Raw genomic sequence first — 18891 nt, 5'->3', positions numbered from 1 at the left:
CAGCTCCTCTAGATGACGGGGCGCGGCTCGGGGTCCCTCGGCAGGCCGAGAAGCCGTTCCGCGACGACGTTCAGCTGCACCTGCGTGGTCCCGCCCGCGATGGTCAGGCAGCGCGACATCAGGAAGCCGTGCAGCGCCCGCTCCCCGGCGCCCTCGCGCACCGCGCCCGCGGGCCCGAGCAGTTCGAGGGCCAGCTCGGCGACCTTCTGCTGGTGCGGGGTCTGCACGAGTTTGCGGACGGAGGCCCCGGCTCCCGGCTCCGCGCCTGACACCTGCCGCATCGTCGTGCGCAGGCCGATGCAGGCGAGGGCGTGCGCCTCGGCGGCCAGTGCGCCGATCCGTGCGCGGTAGGCGCCGTCGAGATCACCGGCGCGCCCGATGAGCGCTTCCAGACCGGTGTCGAAGGTCAACTGGTCGGCCATGTGGACGCGTTCGTTGCCGAGCGTGTGGCGCGCGACCCGCCAGCCGTCGTTCACCTCGCCGACGACCGCGTCGGCGGGCAGCAGGACATCGTCGAAGTAGACCTCGTTGAAGAGGGAGTCCCCGGTGATCTCCTTCAGCGGGCGGATGTCGACGCCGTCGGCCCGCTTCATGTCGATGAGGAAGTACGTCAGCCCCTTGTGCTTGGGGGCGTCGGGGTCGGTGCGGGCAAGCAGAATCCCGTGGTCCGCCCACTGCGCGGCGCTCGTCCACACCTTCTGCCCGTTGATCAGCCAGCCCTCGTCGACCCGCTCCGCCCGCGTCCGCAGCGCGGCCAGGTCTGATCCCGCCCCGGGCTCGCTGAACAGCTGGCACCACAGCACCTCACCCTTCAGCGTCGGCGCCAGGAACCGCTCCTGCTGCTCCCGCGTCCCGTACGCGATGAGCGAGGGCACCACCCAGGTGGCGATCCCGAGATCACTGACGCGGACCCCGGAAGCCGCCAACTCCTGCTGTACGGCAAGCTGTTGGACGGGTCCCGCGCCGAGCCCGTACGGCTCGGGCAGATGCGGCGCCGCATAGCCGGTCGGCGCGAGTGCCTTGCGGGCGGCGGCCGGGTCGAGCCCGCGCGCCTGCCCGATGACCTCACGCGCCCGCTCCCGGTACACCTCCGCCTCCTGAGGCAGCTCCATCCGCAGCTCCCGCCGCGCCCCGCCCTCCGCGAGCCGCACCGCCCGCAGCCGGTGCGCGTCGCCGGCGCCGAGCAGCTGCCGGGCGACGAGTGAGCGACGCAGGTACAGGTGCGCGTCGTGTTCCCAGGTGAAGCCGATGCCGCCGAGGAGCTGGATGGCGTCCTTGGCGCAGGAGTACGCGGCGTCGAGCGCCGCACCCGCGGCGAGCGCGGCGACGAGTCCCCGCACCTCCGGGGGCTCGTCGGCCGCCCGTACCGCGTCCCAGGCAAGCGCCCGCGCCTGCTCGAGCCGCACCAGCATGTCCGCGCACATGTGCTTGACCGCCTGGAACTGCCCGATCGGCCGCCCGAACTGCTCGCGCACCTTGGCGTACTCGGTGGCGGTCTCCAGCGCCCAGGCCGCGACTCCGCACGCGTCCGCCGCGTGCACGGCGCAGGCCAGGTCCCGCACGAGCGCCGCGTCGACGTCGAGCGCCCGCCCCGCCGGGACCTCGGCCCCGTCCGCCGTCACCTCGGCGGTGGGCCGCGTCGGATCGGCGCTCTCCTGCGTACGTACGGTCAGCCGGGCCGCGTCGACGGCGAGCCACACCGTCCCGCGCGCGGACTCCGCGGCCAGGATCAGGAGGTCGGCATCGGCCCCGGAGAGCACGGGCGGGGCGGTGCCGTCGAGGACGTAGCCGTCCGGCACGGACACCGCGGTCAGGGTGCCCGCACCGAGCGCGACGGCGCCGATCCGGGCGCCGGACGCGAGGTCAGCGGCGAGTTCACGGGCGCCTGCCCGGTGCAGCACGACCGAGGCGAGGGAGCTGGCCAGGTAGGGCCCGGGGAGCGCGGCCCGACCGGCTTCCTCCAGGACGACGGCGAGGTCGACAAGATCGCCACCCCCTCCTCCGTACTCCTCGGGCAGATGCGCCGCGAGCAGCCCTTGCTCGGCGAGGCCGTCCCAGTAGGCGGGGCGGCCGCCTGTGCCGGGCGGGGCGTCAAGGAGCTTGCGTATCTCTTCGGGGGGTACGGCGCGGGCGGTCCAGCCGCGCACCGCCGCCGCCAACTCCCGCTGTTCGTGCGTGATTCCGATGCCCATGCGCGTCCTCGCCGGTAGCAGCTTCTGGGACGGCGACAGACTAGAACACGTTCCATTCTGACGGAAGGTCAGATGCTGGACTCATTGATGGACCACTTATCCGGCCGGTTAACAACAGGTCAAGAGTTCCCCTCGTACGACATCCGTCGGAATAGTCGCCCCGGGAAACAGGTTCGTTCTGCACGTACCCCCTGTTCCACACGTACTCCTGCCCCTGCCAAAATCTGCACCGCCCCCGGAGGCCCCACGTAATGACGCAGTCGACGACCCACCAACGCGGCACCCGCGGAGTCGTCCCCGTACTCGCCTTCGCAGGCATCGTCGTCGCGGTGATGCAGACGCTCCTGGTGCCGGTCATCAAGGACCTGCCGACGCTGCTGAGCACCACGCCGTCGAACGCCACCTGGGTCATGACGGCGACGCTGCTCGCGGGCGCCGTCTCGACCCCCATCATGGGCCGCCTCGGTGACCTCTACGGCAAGCGCCGTATGCTCCTGACCAGCCTGGCCGTGATGGTCGTCGGCTCCCTGATCTGCGGTTTCACCGACGACCTCGTAGTGATGATCGTCGGCCGCGCCCTCCAGGGCTTCGCGATGGGCGCCATCCCGCTCGGCATCGGCCTGATGCGCGACGGGCTGCCCCGCGAGAAGCTCGGCTCCGCGATGGCCCTGATGAGCTCCTCCATCGGCGTCGGCGGCGGCCTCGCACTGCCGATCGCCGCACTGACCGCGCAGCACGCCGACTGGCACATGCTGTTCTTCGGGGCGGCGGGACTCGGGGTCATATCGATGCTCCTGACCGTCCTCTTCGTACCCGAGAGCACGGTCAGGGCCCAGGGCACCTTCGACGTGCTCGGCGCGATAGGCCTCTCCGCAGGGCTCGTGCTCTTCCTGCTCCCCATCACCAAGGGCAGCGACTGGGGCTGGACCTCGGGCATGACGCTCGGCCTGTTCGGCGCGGCAGCGGTCGTCCTGGTCCTCTGGGGCGTGATGGAGCTGCGCCTCAAGGCGCCGCTGGTGGACCTGCGCACGACGGCACGCCGCCCGGTCCTGTTCACCAACCTCGCCTCGATCATGGTCGGCGTGGCGTTCTACGCGATCTCGCTGGTGCTTCCGCAGTTGCTCCAGCTCCCCGCGTCGACCGGCTACGGTCTCGACCAGTCCATGGTCGTCGCGGGCCTGTGCGTGGCGCCGCTCGGCCTGACGATGATGTTCACGGCCCCGGTCTACGCCCGCCTGTCGGCGAAGTACGGCCCGAAGGTGACCCTCATCCTCGGCATGTTGATCATCGCTATCGGCTACGGCGCAGGCCTCGGCCTGATGAGCGCGGCCTGGCAGACGATCATCATCGCGGTGGTGGTGGGCGCGGGCATCGGCCTCGCCTACTCCTCGCTCCCGGCGCTGATCATCGGCGCGGTCGACCCCTCCGAGACGGGCGCGGCGAACGGCCTGAACACCCTGATGCGCTCGATCGGTACGTCAGTGTCGAGCGCCGTGATCGGCATGGTCCTGGCCAACACGGCGGACCACGTGGGTGGCGTCGCCATCCCCACGATGACGGGCTTCCGCACGTCCTTCCTGATCGCCACGGGCGCGGTCGCCCTGGGCCTCGTCTTCGCCCTGTTCCTCCCCTCCGCCCGCCGCTCGGCCAAGACCCAGCTCCGGGCCAGCAGCGAGGAGGACGCGAACCTGCGCGCCGCGACGGAGGCGCTGGCCGGATTCCACGGTCGGGTCCTGAGCCCCGCCGGGGCGCCGGTCGCGCGGGCCAAGGTCACGCTGATCGACCGCAGGGGTCGGCAGGCGGGGTCGGCCCTCACGGACGAGGGCGGGCGCTACGCGCTTGCCGTGCCGGGCGACGGCTCGTACGTCCTGGCGGCGACGGCTGCGGGACATGCGCCGCTCGCGTCTGCGGCGGCACATCGCGGGGACGAGAGCGCGGTGGAGGTGGACCTTCTGCTGCCGGGCGGGAGTGACGTGCTGGCGTAGGGGCGGGCCCTGCGGGGCTTTCCCCGATCCCGCCCCTTCCCGAAGCTGGGGCTCCGCTCCAGACCCCGGCGCCAGCCGGATTTCGGGAAGGGGCGGAGCTAGGGAGAAGGAGAAGCCCCTAACCCCCTGGCGCGACCTTCTCCAGCTCATCGATCGTCCCGGACATCACGGTCCGGATGTGCTCGGTGAGGTGCGCGGCGGGCCAGTCCCACCAAGCGGCGGCCAGCAACCGCTCCACCTCCGACTCGCTGTACCGCGTACGGATCAGCTTGGCGGGGTTGCCGCCGACAACCCCGTAATCAGGGACGTCGTCCACGACAACCGATCCGGAGGCGATGACGGCACCGTGCCCGATCCGCACGCCCGGCATCACCATCACCCCGTACCCGAACCACACGTCATGGCCGACAACGGTGTCCCCCCGCCCCGGCAGCCCACTGATCAGATCGAAGTGGTCGCTCCACGAGCCCCCCATGATGGGGAACGGGAAAGTCGATGGCCCGTCCATCCGGTGATTGGCCCCGTTCATGATGAACCGCACTCCCGTGCCGAACGCACAGAACTTGCCGATGCGGAGCTTCTCGGGCCCGTAGTGGTAAAGGACATTGCACGTCTCGAAGGCGGTCGCGTCATCCGGGTCGTCGTAGTAGGAGTACTCCCCCACCTCGATCAACGGAGACGTCACCAACGGCTTCAGCAGCACGACACGAGGCTGGTCCGGAAACGGATGCAGCACGGTCGGATCAGCCGGTACGAGTTTCATGGGTTACGCCTTCCACTCCTGGTCCCGCTCCTGGTGACGGCCCCGCCTCCGTCAACGGCCGGGCCATGCGGCAGCATAGGGCGGCCCGCAGACGAACCCCCATCGCTTTACCTCACGACCGGGAGGAACCCCCATGGCTCCCAAGCCGGAGATTCTGGCCGCCTTCGAAGCGGCGAAGGGGTTTATGCCCACCGGCGAAGGCCTCGCCCTGTACGACGCGGCAGCGGAAGCCGCGACGCTCGGCCTGCCGCTCCTGGAGGTCGGCACGTACTGCGGCCGCTCCACGATCCTGCTGGCGGAGGCCGCGCGCGAGGCCGGCGTCATGGCGATCACGGTGGACCACCACCGCGGCAGCGAGGAGCAGCAGCCGGGCTGGGAGTACCACGACCCGGCGACGGTCGACCCGGAGGTGGGGCAGATGGACACCCTCCCCACCTTCCGCCGCACGCTGCACCACGCGGGCCTGGAGGACCACGTCATCGCGATCGTCGGCCGCTCGCCGCAGGTGGCGAAGGCGTGGGGCGGCCCGCTCGGCCTGGTCTTCATCGACGGCGGCCACACGGACGAGCACGCCACGGGCGACTACGAGGGCTGGGCCCCGCACATCGCGGACGGCGGCCTGCTCCTGATCCACGACGTCTTCCCGAACCCGGCGGACATCATGACGGGCCAGGCCCCGTACCGCGTCTACCTCAGGGCCCTGGAGTCAGGCGCGTTCACCGAGATCTCGGCAACCGACTCACTGCGCGTCCTGCGGCGAACGGGAGCGGGGATCTGACGTAGGCGGCTCAGGGACCTTCTGATGGATCTCCGCAGGGCGTGTCCGTTGCAGGGAAATCGCAGTGGCGCAAGGCAGCGACGTAGCGGAGAATCCGGGGGCACTGCGGAGCACGTGGCCGCCCCGTAAGGTGGCAGTCGTGTCGTACGTAGGTCCGGAAATGCAGCCCCCACGCCCGCCCCGCCGCTTCAGCGGCGGCCCCCTCACCGTGACGCTTGCCGCGCTGGTGCCGACGTGCCTGGCGGGGTGGCTCATCTACGAGGCGACGAGCGGGCCCGGCGGGAGCGAGCCGCCACGAACCCTCCCCTCGTCGAGCCGGTCCGCCCAGGGCTCGTCGTCGGACAAGGCGTCCCCGTCTGCCTCCGAGAAGGACGACGACAAGGGCGACAAGGGCCACGGCAAGGCCAGCGGCGAGCCGAGCTCGACGAAGCCCCCGAAGTCTTCGAGCCGCCCCGCCGCCTCCGGCCCCCTCAAGGGCAAGGTCGTCGTCATCGACCCCGGCCACAACCCGGGCAACGGCAAGCACACCGCCGAGATCAACCGCCTGGTGAACATCGGCACGCACAGCAAGGAGTGCGACACCACAGGCACCTCCACCAACCACGGCTACACCGAGGCCCAGTTCACCCTGGACGTCTCGCACCGTATGCGCACGCTGCTCGAGAAGCAGGGCGCCACGGTCAAGTTCACCCAGGACGGCGACCGCCCTTGGGGCCCCTGCGTCGACGAGCGCGCCCGCATCGGCAACAACGCCCACGCGGACGCCGTGGTCTCCGTCCACGCCGACGGCTCGGCGGCGGGCAACCGCGGCTTCCATGTGATCCTGCCCGCGTCGGTGAAGTCGGGTGCGGCGGACACCTCCAAGATCGTCGTTCCGTCGCGTGCCTTGGGCGAGCGCGTCGCAGGCAAGTTCCTGAGCGCGACGGGCAGCGCCCCCTCGAACTACATCGGCGACGGCACCGGCCTCGACGTACGCAAGGACTTGGGCGGCCTCAACCTGTCGACCGTCCCCAAGGTCTTCATCGAGTGCGGCAATATGCGGGACGCCAAGGACGAGGCACTGCTGACCAGCGGTACGTGGCGGCAGAAGGCCGCGCAGGGCATCTCTGATGGAATCGTGAGTTTCCTGCGCGGATAACGGGTTGGTAGGCCGGTAGGTCTTTATCCCGAGCAGACACCCCACCCGTGCGGACGATAATGTCCTCCGTACGATGGGGGGCCATCCCCGCGCTTTACGCCACGACCTGGGGCGACAGCGACGCCTCCGATGACGAGACGACTGACGAAGGACCTGAAGTGAATTTCCGCTCCCTCACTCGAGGCGACGGCGTGGTGATCGGAGCAGCGGTGTTGCTCTTCATCGCCTCGTTCCTTGACACATACGGTGACACCTCCGGCGACGACGCCCCCAACTCCTGGGACAACCTGGGCCTTGTCATGGGGATGTACGTCGCAGGCATCATCGGCGCCGCACTGATCGTGCTCGCTCGGAGTCTGCCGCAGCCGAGCAAGGTCGTGGGGCTCGACCTTGGGCAGTTCGGTGTCGCCCTGACCATCTTCTCGGCGTGGACCGCTTTCTGGTCGATCATCGACCCGATGGGTGCCTTCGACGACCTGCTCGGCGGGTTCGGCGGCGGCAAGGAGCCCAGCGCCGGAACCGGCCTGGTCCTCGGCCTGATCGCCGCCCTCGTCCTCGCGGGCGCGGCCATCGCCACCCCGCTCGTCCCCGCCCTGAAGGCGGCCCTCGCCGGTGCCCCCCGCCCCGCCGCCCCCCAGCCCTACGGCGGCCAGCCGCAGGGTGGTTACGGCTACCCCGGTGCGCAGGGTCAGCCGCAGCCGGGCCAGCCGTACGGCGCTCAGCCGGGGCAGCCGCAGCCCGGTCAGCCCTACGGCGCCCAGCCGGGTCAGCCGCAGCCGGGGCAGCCGCAGCCGGGGCAGCAGACGCCGCCGCCCGCGCAGGCGCAGGCCACCGGTGACTTCTCGCCGTTCTGGTTCGCCGTGCCGGTGCCGCGTCCGCTGTACGCGGAGGACGGTTCGCCGACGCCGATCGCCGAACTGGCGCCCGGTACGTGGTACTTGGCCGTCGAGCAGCGCGGTCCCGGCCTCGTCGCCCAGACGCAGGACGGCCGTCGTGGCGTGCTGCAGGACACCACGGGGATTCAGCGCGGCTGATCTCTCCCGCACCTCGCGGCCCCTCGCCCTTTCGGGCGGGGGGCCGTTGTCGTACAGTCGCCACCCTGTACTGAACTGACGAACCGTCAGGAACGGGAGGATCGGGGTATGCGCCTTGGACTCGCACTCGGCTACTGGGGGCGCGGCCCCGACCCGCAGCACGTCTCCCTCGCCCAAGAGGCCGAGCGGCTCGGGTACGACTCCGTGTGGACGGCGGAGGCGTGGGGGTCCGATGCCTTCACTCCGCTGACCTGGATCGCTGCCCAGACCTCACGGATCAAGCTGGGTACGGCGATCGCGCAGATGGCGGCGCGGTCACCGGTGACGACGGCCATGCACGCGCTCACCCTGGACCACCTGTCCGGCGGGCGGATGATGCTCGGGCTCGGGCTTTCCGGGCCGCAGGTGGTGGAGGGGTGGTACGGGCGGCCGTTCCCGAAATCGCCGCTGACCGCCACGCGGGAGTACGTGGATGTCATCCGCCAAGTGCTGCGGCGGGAGGGGCCTGTCGCCCTCGACGGGCGCTTCCACTCGCACCCCTACCAGGGCGATGACGGCAGCGGGCTCGGGAAGCCGCTCAAGCCGATCACGCATCCGCTGCGGGCCGACCTGCCCGTGCTCCTCGGGGCCGAGGGGCCGAAGAACATCGCCCAGACCGCGCGGATCGCGGACGGGTGGCTGCCTCTTTACTGGTCGCCCATGCGGGCCGATGTGTACACCGCCTCGCTGGAGGGAGCGCGGGACGGGTTCATGGTCGCGCCCATGGCGCGGGCCAAGGTCTGCGACGACGTGGCGGAAGGGCTGCTTCCGGTCAAGGCGATGCTGGGGTTCTACATCGGCGGAATGGGGCACTCCGCGCGAAACTTTCATGCGGATCTGATGGCCCGGATGGGGTTCGAGGAGGAGGCGCGGAGGATTCAGGAGCTGTTCGCCGCGGGGCGGCGGGAAGAGGCGGTGCTTGCCGTGCCGGATCAGTTCGCCGACGAGATCTCGCTGGTCGGGCCTCGCGAACGGATCGCTGAGCGGCTGGAGTTGTGGCGCAAGGGGCCTGTGACGGATCTGCTGGTGCTTGCGCCGGATCCACACACCCTGCGTGTGCTGGCGGAGCTGAACACGATCGGGTGACTCGATCTGTCCTGGCGGGATCTCACGGCTCAGCGGGCCTGCGTTCGCCCTCATGGAAGCGCCGTACGAGGTCGAGATCGAGCCCGAGGTGCGCGCCTGGCTCGACTCCCTCCCCCGAGAGCACTACCGCGCCGTCGAGCGGCACGCGGATCGCTTGGCAGCGGCGCCCACGACACTCGGCGAACCACATGCTCGACATCTCCAGGTCCTCTGCGCGAACTGCGCTTCCACTTGGGCCGAGCAGATCGAGGGCGGTGGCGCGAGCCCGACGCTCCCGCTACTACGGCAGTTGGCTGCGGCGCTCGACGCGCAGCTGGACATGTCCATCGGTGCCGACGAGATGTCACTGGCTTTCGCCCGGCACGCCGCTTAGTCGTGCTCCCCGGCTCAGGTCGGGGAACACGACAGTCGACGTTCAGCCCTTGACCAGCTCCCCGGCCGACGGCACCCGATCCTTCACTTCCGCCCCCGCGCTCTTCCCCGCGCCCTTCACCGAGTTGATGACCCCGTCGAACGAGCTGACGATCGAATCCGTCGAGTCCCCCTTGCGCAGCTTCGACGGGAGTCCCTTCAGTGCGTCGATCCCCGCCGTCAGCGGCGCCACCGCCTTGGCCAGGGTCGGGTCGCCCTGCGCGTTCTTCGTCGCCGCCTTCAGGCGGTTGTAGGCGAGGGTCCCGGCGAGTCCCGCCTTGACCAGGGCGAACTTGCGTCCGTCGGCGCCCTTCTTGAACTTTCCCGCGCGGAAGGGCTTCACGATCCACTGGTACGTCGCCCCGGCCGCGATCCCCGCGTTCGCCACGAACCGCGTCTTGGCGAACTTCTGCTTCTCCGCGGAGCTCGTACCGGACGGCGTGGATCCCGCGTCACTGGCGTCGTCGTCATTGCACGCCGTCGCGCCCGCGAGCAGCGCGCAGCAGAGCACGGGGGCGACGAGCGAGCGGCGTACGGACACGGCGGACAGCGACACTGCGGACAGCGGCACGGGGGACCTCCCGGAGTGGACAGCTCTTCCGGCAGCCTCACCCCGGACAGCGGGGGCCGCCACCCGGGCGAGCCCGTACGGGTTTCAACCGGGCCGGGCCCGGTACCCGCCCCTCATGTCCACCCGACAAGCACATGGCAGCCAGGCAGCGAGGATCATCGTCGTCGTCGCGGACGTGATGGCCATCATCCTCGGACTGTGGATCCTGATGTACTTGCTCGACGCGAACCGCGCAAACGACCTCGTCAAGGTCGTCCACGACGTGGCTCGCTGGCTCGCGGGCTGGTCACACGATCTGTTCACGTTCGACGAGGCCTGGGCCAGGGTCGTCGCGGGCTACGGCCTCGCCGCTCTCGTGTACGTCCTCGTCGGCCACGCCATCGCGGGACGCCTGCGCCGCTACTGAGACGCCGACACTGAGCGCCGCTACTGACCCCCGGCGGCCGGAGCCCCGCAGCACTCCGGTGCGAGCCCCACCGGCAGCCGCTCGCCCGAGAACACCGCGCAGGTGGCCTCGTCGCCGCCCAGCGCCGCCACGGCCAGCAGCAGGGAGCCCGCCGTCCATGTGGTCAGTTCCTCGGGCCAGATCGCCTTGTCGTCGAAGACGTAGCCCGTCCAGTAGAGGCCGGTCTCCGGGTCGCGCAGGTGCTGGATCGACTGGAGGATCTCCAGGGCGCGGTCGGACTCGCCCAACACCCACAGGGCCAGGGCGAGTTCGGCGCTCTCGCCGCCCGTCACCCAGTTGTTGGGGATGACGCAGCGCACGCCGAGGTCCGGCACCACGAAGCGGTCCCAGCCCTCCTCCATACGGGACTTGGCCTCCACGCCCGTCAACGCACCGCCCAGGACCGGGTAGTACCAGTCCATCGAGTAGCGGTCCTTGTCGAGGAAGCGCTCGGGGTGGCTGCGTATCGCGTGGGCAAGGGAGCCCGTTGCCAGTTCCCAGTCCGGCTGGGCTTCTTCCCGCTGCTCGGCGATCGCCAACGCGCAACGCAGCGCCTGGTGGATCGATGAACTGCCCGTCAGGAGCGCCTCGTTGACCGGTGTACCGTCCGGCTCCCTCTTCCAGCCGATCTGGCCGCCCGGCTGCTGGAGCCCGAGAACGAACTCCACCGCCGCCACCACTGTCGGCCACAGGCGGTCCAGGAACGTGTCGTCGCCGGTCGAGAGGTAGTGGTGCCAGACGCCCACGGCGATGTACGCGCAGAAGTTCGTCTCGCGGCCCCGGTCCGTCACGTCGTGCGGATCCCCGTCGGCGTACGCCGCGTACCAGGAGCCGTCCGGGTTCTGGTGCCGCGCGAGCCAGTCGTAGGCGCTCGCCGCCGCCGCGTGCTCGCCCGCCGCGTCCAGGGCCATGGCGGCCTCGGTGTGGTCCCAGGGGTCGAGGTGGTGGCCGCGGAACCATGGGATCGCGCCGTCCTCACGCTGGACGGCGAGGATGCCGCGTACGGTCCGCGTGGCCTGATCCGCCGTCAGGACGCCAGGCAGGACCAGGTGTTCCGTCCGCTCCGGGCTCGTCACGCGTCGGTCTTCGCGTTGGTCTTCGCGTTGGTCTTCGCTTTGGTCTTCGTGTTGGTCTTCGGCTGGTGCGGCAGCTTCGGAAGGTGCGGCTTTGTCGCGTACGCCACGAAGCTCTTGCCTACGACCGGGTTGAGGAGTTGCTCCGCCACCTTCGTCGCCAGTGGCTTCTTCATGATGTCCCAGACCAGGAGCTTGTGGTACGCCCGCACCGGCAGCGCCTTGTCGTTGTCCACGCCGAACGCGCACTTCAGCCACCAGTACGGCGCGTGCAGCGCGTGCGCGTGGTGCGTGCCGTACGGCTTCAGGCCCGCTTCCCGCATCCTGCCGAGCAGTTCGTCCGCCTTGTAGATGCGGATGTGGCCGCCCTCGACCTCGTGGTACGCGTCGCTGAGCGCCCAGCAGACCTTCTCGGGGCCGTAGCGCGGGACGGTGACCGCGATGCGGCCGCCCGGCTTCAGCACCCGGACCATTTCCGCGAGTACGCCCTTGTCGTCGGGGATGTGCTCCATCACCTCGGAGATGATCACGACGTCGAACGACGCGTCGGGGAAGGGCAGGTTGAGCGCGTCACCCTCCATCGCGGTGGCCGTCGCGCCCTCCGGAGCCTCGCCCGCCTCCTTCATCGCGGCGAACCACTTGGCGACCTCGCGGATCTCCTCGCCGTTCTGGTCGAGTGCCACCACCTGGGCCCCACGCCGGTAACACTCGAAGGCGTGCCGGCCCGCGCCGCAGCCCAGGTCCAGGACGCGGTCGCCCGCGGCGAGCGGGAAGCGGGTGAAGTCGACGGTCAGCATCAGCTAGGGCTCCCGGAGTACGTCGGGGTGGTGGCCGCGGGGGTGATGGCCGCGGGGCGGCCGGATCGCGGGGCGGCGTTTCTTCCGGCGGCGATCGCCGCGCGGTACAGCTCTGCGGTGCCCTGGGCCGCGCGGGCCCAGGTGAATTTCGCAAGGACGCGCTCACGTCCCGCCGCGCCGAGGCGGGCCCGCAGCTCGCGGTCGCCCAGCAGGCGGTTCAGGCCCGCGGCGAGCGCGCCGGGGTCGGCGGGCGGCACGGCGAGGCAGGTCTCGCCGTCCGGGCCCGCGACCTCCGGGATCGCGCCGCCGGTCGTCGCGAGGAGCGGCGTCCCCGTCGCCATCGCCTCCGCCGCGGGCAGCGAGAAGCCCTCGTAGAGCGAAGGGACGCAGGCGACCTGGGCCGAGCGGACCAGGTCGACCAGCTCGGCGTCGGTGATGCCCTTGACGAACTCGATGGCGTCCTCGAGGCCGTAGCGCTCGATGGCCTGCGCCACCGGGCCGTCCTCGGCGCGCTTGCCGACGACGACGAGGTGGGCGGCGGGGTTCTCGGCGCGGACCTTGGCCAGCGCCTCGATCAAGTAGATGAGGCCCTTGAGCGGGACGTCGGCGCTCGACGTGGTCACGATCCGGCCCGGCACCTCGGCGATCGCCGGATCCGGCGAGAAGAGGTCGGTGTCGGCGCCGATGTGGACCACGTGGATACGTTCGTCGCGTACGCCCAGGTGCTCCACGATCTCCTGGCGCGAGGTGCCGGAGACCGTCAGCACGGAGGGCAGACGGCGGGCGACGCGCTTCTGCATACGCGTGAACGCGTACCAGCGGCGCACCGACATGCGGCGCCGCCAGCCGGGCGCCGCGTCGAGGTCCAACCGCCGGTCCACGGTGATGGGGTGATGGATCGTCGAGACGAGCGGGGCGCCGAGGTCGCCGAGGAGGCCGTAGCCGAGCGTCTGGTTGTCGTGCACGATGTCGAAATCGCCCCGCCTCGCCAGCAGATGGCGCCGGGCGCGCAGGCTGAACGTCGCGGGCTCGGGGAAGCCGCCGGTCCACATCGTCGCCACTTCGAGCGCGTCGACCCAGTCGCGGTACTCGCCGCGCTTCGGGGTGCGGAAGGGGTCCGGCGAGCGGTAGAGGTCGAGGCTCGGCAGCTCGGTGAGCTTGAGGCCTTCCAGACCTTCACCCTCGTCGAGGACGGGGTAGGGCTGCGCTCCGATCACCTCGACGCTGTGGCCGAGGCGGGCGAGCTCGCGGGACAGATGCCGTACGTAGACGCCTTGTCCCCCGCAGAACGGGTTCCCTTTGTACGTGAGGAGAGCGATGCGCAACGGACGGTCACCATCGGCGTCCGGCCCCGTCCGGGGGCCCGCCTCCATGGCCTCAGCGGTCACTCTCGGCCCCCTTCTCCCTGCGGTTGTCCGCGAGGTTACGCCGGGACGGTAATCTAGAACAAGTTTCAGACTTGATCGCTGAATGATTGTTCAATGATCGCTGAACGAGCTTTGAATCTACCGGCAGGTAGCCGCGCTGTAAGGCTCGGATCAGGTGATTCGCGCCACGGCCGGTGCCCTGCCATGCTGGCCGACCACGTGATCTGAACCGGACAACGAAACCGGGACTACGGAACAACGGGACATATGACAGCGGAAGCCAAAGCAGCGGAAGTCGCAGCAGCTGATCCGGCGTCGCCACCCCTGACCGAACGGCAGGAGGCGCGCCGCCGCCGGATCCTGCACGCCAGCGCCCAACTCGCGAGCAGGGGCGGATTCGACGCGGTGCAGATGCGCGAGGTCGCCGAGTCGTCGAGTGTCGCCCTCGGCACGCTGTACCGCTACTTCCCCTCCAAGGTGCATCTCCTGGTCGCCACCATGCAGGACCAGCTGCAACACATGCACACGACGCTCCGCAAGCGCCCGCCCGCCGGTGAGACGCCCGCCGAGCGGTGTGCCGAGACGCTGATGCGGGCCTTCAGGGCCCTACAGCGCGAACCGCATCTGGCGGACGCGATGGTGCGGGCACTGACCTTCGCCGACCGCTCGGTGAGCCCCGAGGTGGACACCGTCTCGCGGCTGACCACAGCGATCATCCTGGACGCGATGGGCCTGGCGGAGGCGCCGACCCCCGAGCAGCTCTCGGCGGTCCGGGTCATCGAGCACACCTGGCACTCGGCGCTGATCACCTGGCTTTCGGGACGGGCCTCGATCGCGCAGGTCAAGATCGACATCGAGATGGTGTGCCGCTTGATCGACCTGACGTCGCCCGAGGCCGCTTAGCCCGTCGGGCATCGATTCAGGGGCGCACGGGGCGCACACTCGCCTGGCAATTGCGCCCCCCGAGCCTCTCCTCCTCCCGCTTGGCCAGTTCTCGCGCCCGCGCGGGCGGTCGGCGCGGCTATTAATGGTCTACGTGCTGAACGAAGCAACCGGAAACCGACAGCGGGGAGCTGGAGGATCTGAGAGTGATCCGGGTACTTCTCGTGCACGATGCCTGTCTGCTGCGATCGGCCCTGGCGGAGCGACTCGCCCGTGAACAGGACCTGGAGGTGTTCCATGCACCGTGGCACAGCGCCCGCGCCCGTACCGGCGCGGTGCGTCCCGACCTCTGCGTGGTCGACCCCGACGGCGATGCGGCGTACGCGTCCTCCGAGTTCGGGGAGCACTCCCATCCCGTGACCGGCGGCCTCGGCTGCCCGCTCCTCGTCCTGGTCACCGGAAACCGGCCAGGGCTGCTCCGCCGGTGCATGGAGGCGGGCGCCCTGGGCTATGTGGACAAGTCGAGCCCGCCGGACCGGCTGCTCGCCGGGATCAGGCAGGTCGCGGCCGGCCGGCGGTTCGTGGACGAATCGCTTGGATTCGGTTTCCTGAAGGCTTCTCAGATGCCGCTGACCCAGCGGGAGTTGCTGGTTCTCTCACTCGCCGCCGGTGGCGCCCCGGTCGCCGAGATCGCGCACCGCCTGCACCTGACCAACGGAACGGTGCGCAACTACATGGCCGCCATCACCCGCAAGACCGGGGCCCGCAACAGGATCGACGCCATACGGATCTCGCGCGGGGAGGGCTGGGTGTGAAGTGCCGTTCACCGGGCCCCAGTTACCGGCCAGGTCGCGGTAGAGCGAGGAGCGTTCGATGAGCTCCTCATGGCTGCCGCACAGGGTGCGCGGGCCGTCCATCACCAGGATCCGGTCCGCCCGGCGAGCCGAGCTGATGCGGTGGGCGATCACCACCAGAGTGCCGCCAGGGCGGGCCGCGAACGCCCGCTCGGCGCGGGCCTCCGCCACCGGGTCGAGGTGGCAGGTGGCCTCGTCGAGCAAGGCGAGGGGCGCGTACGAGACATAGGCGCGGGTCAGCGCGATGAGCTGCCGCTCACCTGCGGACAGCGCGGCGGGATCCACGGGGGCGTCGAGTCCGCCGAGCCGCTCGATCACCTCGCTGAGCCCGACGGCTCGCGCGGCGGAGAGGAGTCCGGCGTCCGACACCTCGTCCGACACCTCGACCAGCACCGCCTCCGACACCGCGTCCGCGCGCAGGTACGTCAGGTTCTCCCGCACCGATCCGCTGAAGACGTAAGCCTCCTGCGGGATCAACACCCGCCGCGCGACGGCCCCCTGCCCGTACACGGACCGGCCGTCCACGCGGACGACGCCCTCCCCCGGCTCCAGCAGACCGGACACCAGACCGGCCAGCGTCGACTTCCCGATCCCGCTGGGGCCGACGACGGCCAGATGGCCACCACGGGGGACGGTGAGCGTCAGATCGCGTACGACGGGCTCCGCGCGCGGCCCGTAAGCGAAGCTGACGGAGGCGAGGTGGAGGGCGGGTTCGCCCTCGGGGCCGGGGGCGGACAGCTCCTCGGGCGGCACGGGCGTCGTCTCCGGCGGGGCCCAGGCCAGGCGGCGCAGGACGATCGCCAGGCGGGAGCCGCTCGCGCCGAGGCCGTGGATCAGGTTGTGCAGGGCGGGGAGCAGGGCCTGGGTGACGTAGGCGATGGCTCCCACCAGGGCGCCCGGCGACACTCCGTGGTCCAGGAGCCAGGGGGCCGTGGCGAGGAGCAGGACGAGCGGGAGCTGGCCGCCGGTCGTCAGGGCCGCCGCGCGCAGGATGCCCCAGCGGGCGAGGCTGCGGGCCGCCGCGTACTCGGTGGCGACGCCCCGGTCCAGGTCATCGGCCACGTCCCGCTCGGCGCCCGCGGCCGCGATGTCCCGCAACCCCGGGCAGACCGCGCCCAGTTGGCCGGCGATGCCCTCGTTCGCGACGAGGAACGTCTCCTGGCGTCTGGCCAGCGGACGCAGCGTCGCCACGAAGATGCCGATGCCCGCGAGTAGCGGCGGAGCGACCACCAGGAGCAGGAGCGGAGCCAGCGAGAACAGGCCGACCAGGGCGCCCACCGCCGTGAAAACGAAGGAGCGGGACACGAGCACCAGGCCCGCGAACGTGTCCCTGGCGATCTCCACCTGCTGGGTGAGCCGGGACACGGCGGCCCCGTCCGCGTCCCGCAGTCCGCGCCCCACGACCTGCCGTACAAGGGTGTCCCGCAGCGGCTCCACCAGGTCGGCGACCGCGCGGTACACGCGCCCCGTGCCGTACGCGGCGACCACCACACCGAGCGCGGCCCCGCCGAGCCACCCCAGGCCGACCGCCTCATGCCCCGCGAGGAATCCGTCGTCCAGGGCGCGCGCGAGGGCGTACCCGGTGAGGAAGGTCTGCCCGGTCTCCAGGACGGACCAGAGCGCGAGCCGCAGCACCACCGGCCATCTGCGCCACAGGAAGCGGACGCCACGGCGGTAGGGGCCCTGCGGGGGCGGCGTGGAGTCGCTCGGGGGCGGCGAGGACTCGCCGAGCGACGACCTCACGCGCCGAACACCTCCCGGTACTCCGGCCGCTCCCACAGCTCCTCGTGCGACCCCACCGCCCGGATCCGGCCGTCGTGCAGCCAGGCCACCGCGTCCGCGCGGGCCGCCGTCGCCGCACGGTGGGCGATGATCAGGCGGCTGCGGTGCGGGGTGTGGTGGAGCAGGGCCTCGGCTATGTGGTGTTCCGTCACTGTGTCCAGGCTCGACATCGCGTCGTCCAGGATCAGGAGCCGCCCGCCACGGGCCAATGCCCTTGCCAGGCCCAGGCGTTGGACCTCGCCGCCGGAGAGGGGCGCCTCTGCGCAAGGCGTGGCGTAGCCGTCGGGGAGGCGGGTGATGAAGGTGTCGGCGCGGGCGGCGCGGGCCGCTTCGCGGATGTGGGATGCCGCGGGGCGCGGGGCACCGAAGCCGATGGTGCCCTCCAGGGTCGTGCCGAGCAGCGCGGGCCGCTCGAAGGCGTAGCCGACCTCGCGGCGCAGCTCCTCGCGGCTGAGCGAGCGCAGGGGGACACCGTCGAGGCGTACGTCCCCTTCGTCGGGGTCGGTGAGCCGCCCCGCGATGGACGCGAGCAGCGACTTGCCCGCACCGGAGCGGCCGACCACGGCGAGCGTGCCTCCCGCGGGCACCGTCAGATCGACGCCGTCGAGCACGGTGCGTCCACCACGGGTCGCCTTGATCCCCCGGACCTCCAACAGGCCGTCCCCGAGCGGGAGTTCACCCTCTCCGTAAGAAGCCACCGGTTCGGCGAGCACCTCGCCGAGGCGCCGGGCCGCCGCCCTCGCCCGGACCAGCGCGCCCAGCTGCCCGACGAGCACGCCGATCCCGGTGGCGAGCACCGCGTACCGGGACGCGGCGAGCAACTCACCGACGCTGATGTGCTGTTGGACCACCAGATGACCCGCGACCGCGACGACCGCGATCTGTAGGAGCGGCGCGACCGCGACGGCCTGCGCCTGGGAGCGGCCCTGTACCCGCCACATCCGGTGGCCTTGGCGGGAGAGCTCGGGCAGGGCGTCGAGGACACGCCCCGCCTCTTTGTCCTCGGTGTGCGCGGCCGCGATGGTCCTCGCACCGCCGATCGCCTCGCTCAGGCGGCCCGCGATGCTCCCCTGGACCTGCTGATAGCGCGCCACACAGTCGGAGGAGACGCGCACGAAGGCCCGCAGGAGCAGTACGAGGACGGGCGCCCCGACGATGAACACCACGGCCAGCCGGCCGTCGATCAGGGCGAGCGCCACCACGGCTCCGACGGGCGTGACCAGGGCGGCGAGGGTGGCAGCGAGGGTGGCGGGCGCGACGCCCGCGTGTGCCGCGTTGTCGATGAGGCGGGCCACCAGGTCACCGGGGGCGAAGCGTGCGGTGGTGCGCGGCCCGACGGCGAGCACATGGCGTGCGACACGGCCGCGCAGCCAGGCCGTGGTGCGGGCGTTGGTGGTTCCGGTGAGGACGCTTTCCGAGGCGTCCAGGAGGGCGCTCGCGGCGACGAGAGCCGCGCACACGAGGACCCAGCGGGTGGCGTCACCGCCGCTTTCGCCGGTCGCGTGGCCGGTCAGGACGGCGTCCAGGGCGCGGCCGATGGCGAGCGGCAGGAGGAGGCTCGCGCCCGCGCTCGCGACGGTGCACAGCACCATGGCCGTGCAGCGGGTGGCGCTGTAGCGGGTCGCGGCACGCAACAGGCCCGCGTCGTGGTCGTGTTGGTGATGCGGACGTGGGGTCGTGGTCGCCATGCGGTC

The 18891-nt window shown here is 71.1% G+C and carries 16 protein-coding genes and 1 pseudogene; 9 read left to right on the top strand and 8 right to left on the bottom strand.

Features of this window, described 5'->3' with window-relative positions; all coding sequences use genetic code 11:
• Window positions 1-8 precede the first annotated feature (8 nt).
• A complete protein-coding gene (locus ACGFSB_RS03820) occupies window positions 9-2192 on the bottom strand; it encodes an acyl-CoA dehydrogenase (RefSeq protein ID WP_393393490.1) in 2184 nt (727 codons plus the stop codon).
• Window positions 2193-2443: 251 nt separating this feature from the next.
• Here ACGFSB_RS03820 and ACGFSB_RS03815 point away from each other — a divergent pair, with 251 nt between their 5' ends.
• The gene (locus ACGFSB_RS03815) at window positions 2444-4177 is read left to right on the top strand and encodes an MFS transporter (protein WP_393393488.1); all 1734 of its coding nucleotides are present in this window, start codon (window positions 2444-2446) and stop codon (window positions 4175-4177) included.
• A 118-nt stretch (window positions 4178-4295) separates the two neighbouring features.
• Here the strand turns inward: ACGFSB_RS03815 and ACGFSB_RS03810 are convergent, their stop codons facing one another.
• A complete protein-coding gene (locus tag ACGFSB_RS03810; RefSeq protein ID WP_393393486.1) occupies window positions 4296-4940 on the bottom strand; it encodes a CatB-related O-acetyltransferase in 645 nt (214 codons plus the stop codon).
• 133 nt (window positions 4941-5073) lie between these two features.
• On the opposite strand from ACGFSB_RS03810, the gene ACGFSB_RS03805 reads away from it, so the two are divergent.
• The 5 genes from ACGFSB_RS03805 (at window position 5074) to ACGFSB_RS03785 (ending at window position 9388) form a co-directional block, all read left to right on the top strand.
• Window positions 5074-5718, top strand: a complete 645-nt coding sequence (locus ACGFSB_RS03805; RefSeq protein ID WP_393393483.1) for a class I SAM-dependent methyltransferase — start codon at window positions 5074-5076, stop codon at window positions 5716-5718.
• Window positions 5719-5857: 139 nt separating this feature from the next.
• Window positions 5858-6856, top strand: coding sequence for an N-acetylmuramoyl-L-alanine amidase (locus tag ACGFSB_RS03800; protein WP_393393480.1), 999 nt, complete (start codon window positions 5858-5860; stop codon window positions 6854-6856).
• 158 nt (window positions 6857-7014) lie between these two features.
• Window positions 7015-7890, top strand: coding sequence for a hypothetical protein (locus ACGFSB_RS03795; RefSeq protein ID WP_393393839.1), 876 nt, complete (start codon window positions 7015-7017; stop codon window positions 7888-7890).
• A gap of 108 nt (window positions 7891-7998) precedes the next feature.
• Window positions 7999-9015: an LLM class F420-dependent oxidoreductase gene (locus ACGFSB_RS03790; protein WP_393393477.1), complete on the top strand. Its 1017-nt coding sequence runs from the start codon at window positions 7999-8001 to the stop codon at window positions 9013-9015.
• 52 nt (window positions 9016-9067) lie between these two features.
• Window positions 9068-9388 carry a hypothetical protein gene (locus ACGFSB_RS03785; protein WP_393393474.1) on the top strand — a complete coding sequence of 107 codons (321 nt, stop codon included), beginning with the start codon at window positions 9068-9070 and terminating at the stop codon, window positions 9386-9388.
• 42 nt (window positions 9389-9430) lie between these two features.
• Here the strand turns inward: ACGFSB_RS03785 and ACGFSB_RS03780 are convergent, their stop codons facing one another.
• Window positions 9431-9991, bottom strand: a complete 561-nt coding sequence (locus tag ACGFSB_RS03780) for a hypothetical protein (RefSeq protein WP_393393836.1) — start codon at window positions 9989-9991, stop codon at window positions 9431-9433.
• 121 nt (window positions 9992-10112) lie between these two features.
• Between ACGFSB_RS03780 and ACGFSB_RS03775 the strand changes: the two genes are divergently transcribed.
• Complete coding sequence (locus ACGFSB_RS03775; RefSeq protein ID WP_393393471.1) at window positions 10113-10403, top strand: hypothetical protein; 291 nt, start codon at window positions 10113-10115, stop codon at window positions 10401-10403.
• A 20-nt stretch (window positions 10404-10423) separates the two neighbouring features.
• Here ACGFSB_RS03775 and ACGFSB_RS03770 read toward each other — a convergent pair whose 3' ends face one another.
• From ACGFSB_RS03770 to ACGFSB_RS03760, 3 genes are read right to left on the bottom strand one after another with little or no spacing between them, the layout of a single operon-like run.
• The gene (locus ACGFSB_RS03770) at window positions 10424-11518 is read right to left on the bottom strand and encodes a prenyltransferase (RefSeq protein ID WP_393393468.1); all 1095 of its coding nucleotides are present in this window, start codon (window positions 11516-11518) and stop codon (window positions 10424-10426) included.
• Complete coding sequence (locus ACGFSB_RS03765; RefSeq protein WP_393393465.1) at window positions 11515-12312, bottom strand: methyltransferase domain-containing protein; 798 nt, start codon at window positions 12310-12312, stop codon at window positions 11515-11517. Before ACGFSB_RS03765 ends, ACGFSB_RS03770 begins: the two co-directional genes overlap by 4 nt.
• Window positions 12312-13700 carry a glycosyltransferase family 4 protein gene (locus tag ACGFSB_RS03760; protein WP_393393462.1) on the bottom strand — a complete coding sequence of 463 codons (1389 nt, stop codon included), beginning with the start codon at window positions 13698-13700 and terminating at the stop codon, window positions 12312-12314. Before ACGFSB_RS03760 ends, ACGFSB_RS03765 begins: the two co-directional genes overlap by 1 nt.
• Window positions 13701-13946: 246 nt before the next feature.
• On the opposite strand from ACGFSB_RS03760, the gene ACGFSB_RS03755 reads away from it, so the two are divergent.
• Window positions 13947-14582, top strand: coding sequence for a TetR family transcriptional regulator (locus ACGFSB_RS03755; protein ID WP_393393459.1), 636 nt, complete (start codon window positions 13947-13949; stop codon window positions 14580-14582).
• A 467-nt stretch (window positions 14583-15049) separates the two neighbouring features.
• Window positions 15050-15292: pseudogene (locus tag ACGFSB_RS03750) on the top strand (LuxR C-terminal-related transcriptional regulator); the annotation flags it as partial.
• Here the strand turns inward: ACGFSB_RS03750 and ACGFSB_RS03745 are convergent.
• Window positions 15218-17158, bottom strand: a complete 1941-nt coding sequence (locus ACGFSB_RS03745) for an ATP-binding cassette domain-containing protein (RefSeq protein ID WP_393393457.1) — start codon at window positions 17156-17158, stop codon at window positions 15218-15220. The pseudogene ACGFSB_RS03750 and the gene ACGFSB_RS03745 sit on opposite strands and share 75 nt — an antisense overlap.
• On the bottom strand, window positions 17155-18885 hold the full coding sequence (locus ACGFSB_RS03740; RefSeq protein WP_393393454.1) for an ABC transporter ATP-binding protein: 1731 nt from the start codon (window positions 18883-18885) through the stop codon (window positions 17155-17157). Before ACGFSB_RS03740 ends, ACGFSB_RS03745 begins: the two co-directional genes overlap by 4 nt.
• Window positions 18886-18891: the final 6 nt, after the last annotated feature.

This window comes from Streptomyces sp. NPDC048441 (assembly GCF_043200235.1).
Classification (GTDB): Bacteria; Actinomycetota; Actinomycetes; order Streptomycetales; family Streptomycetaceae; genus Streptomyces.
This window is presented reverse-complemented; position numbering and strand designations above follow the sequence as displayed.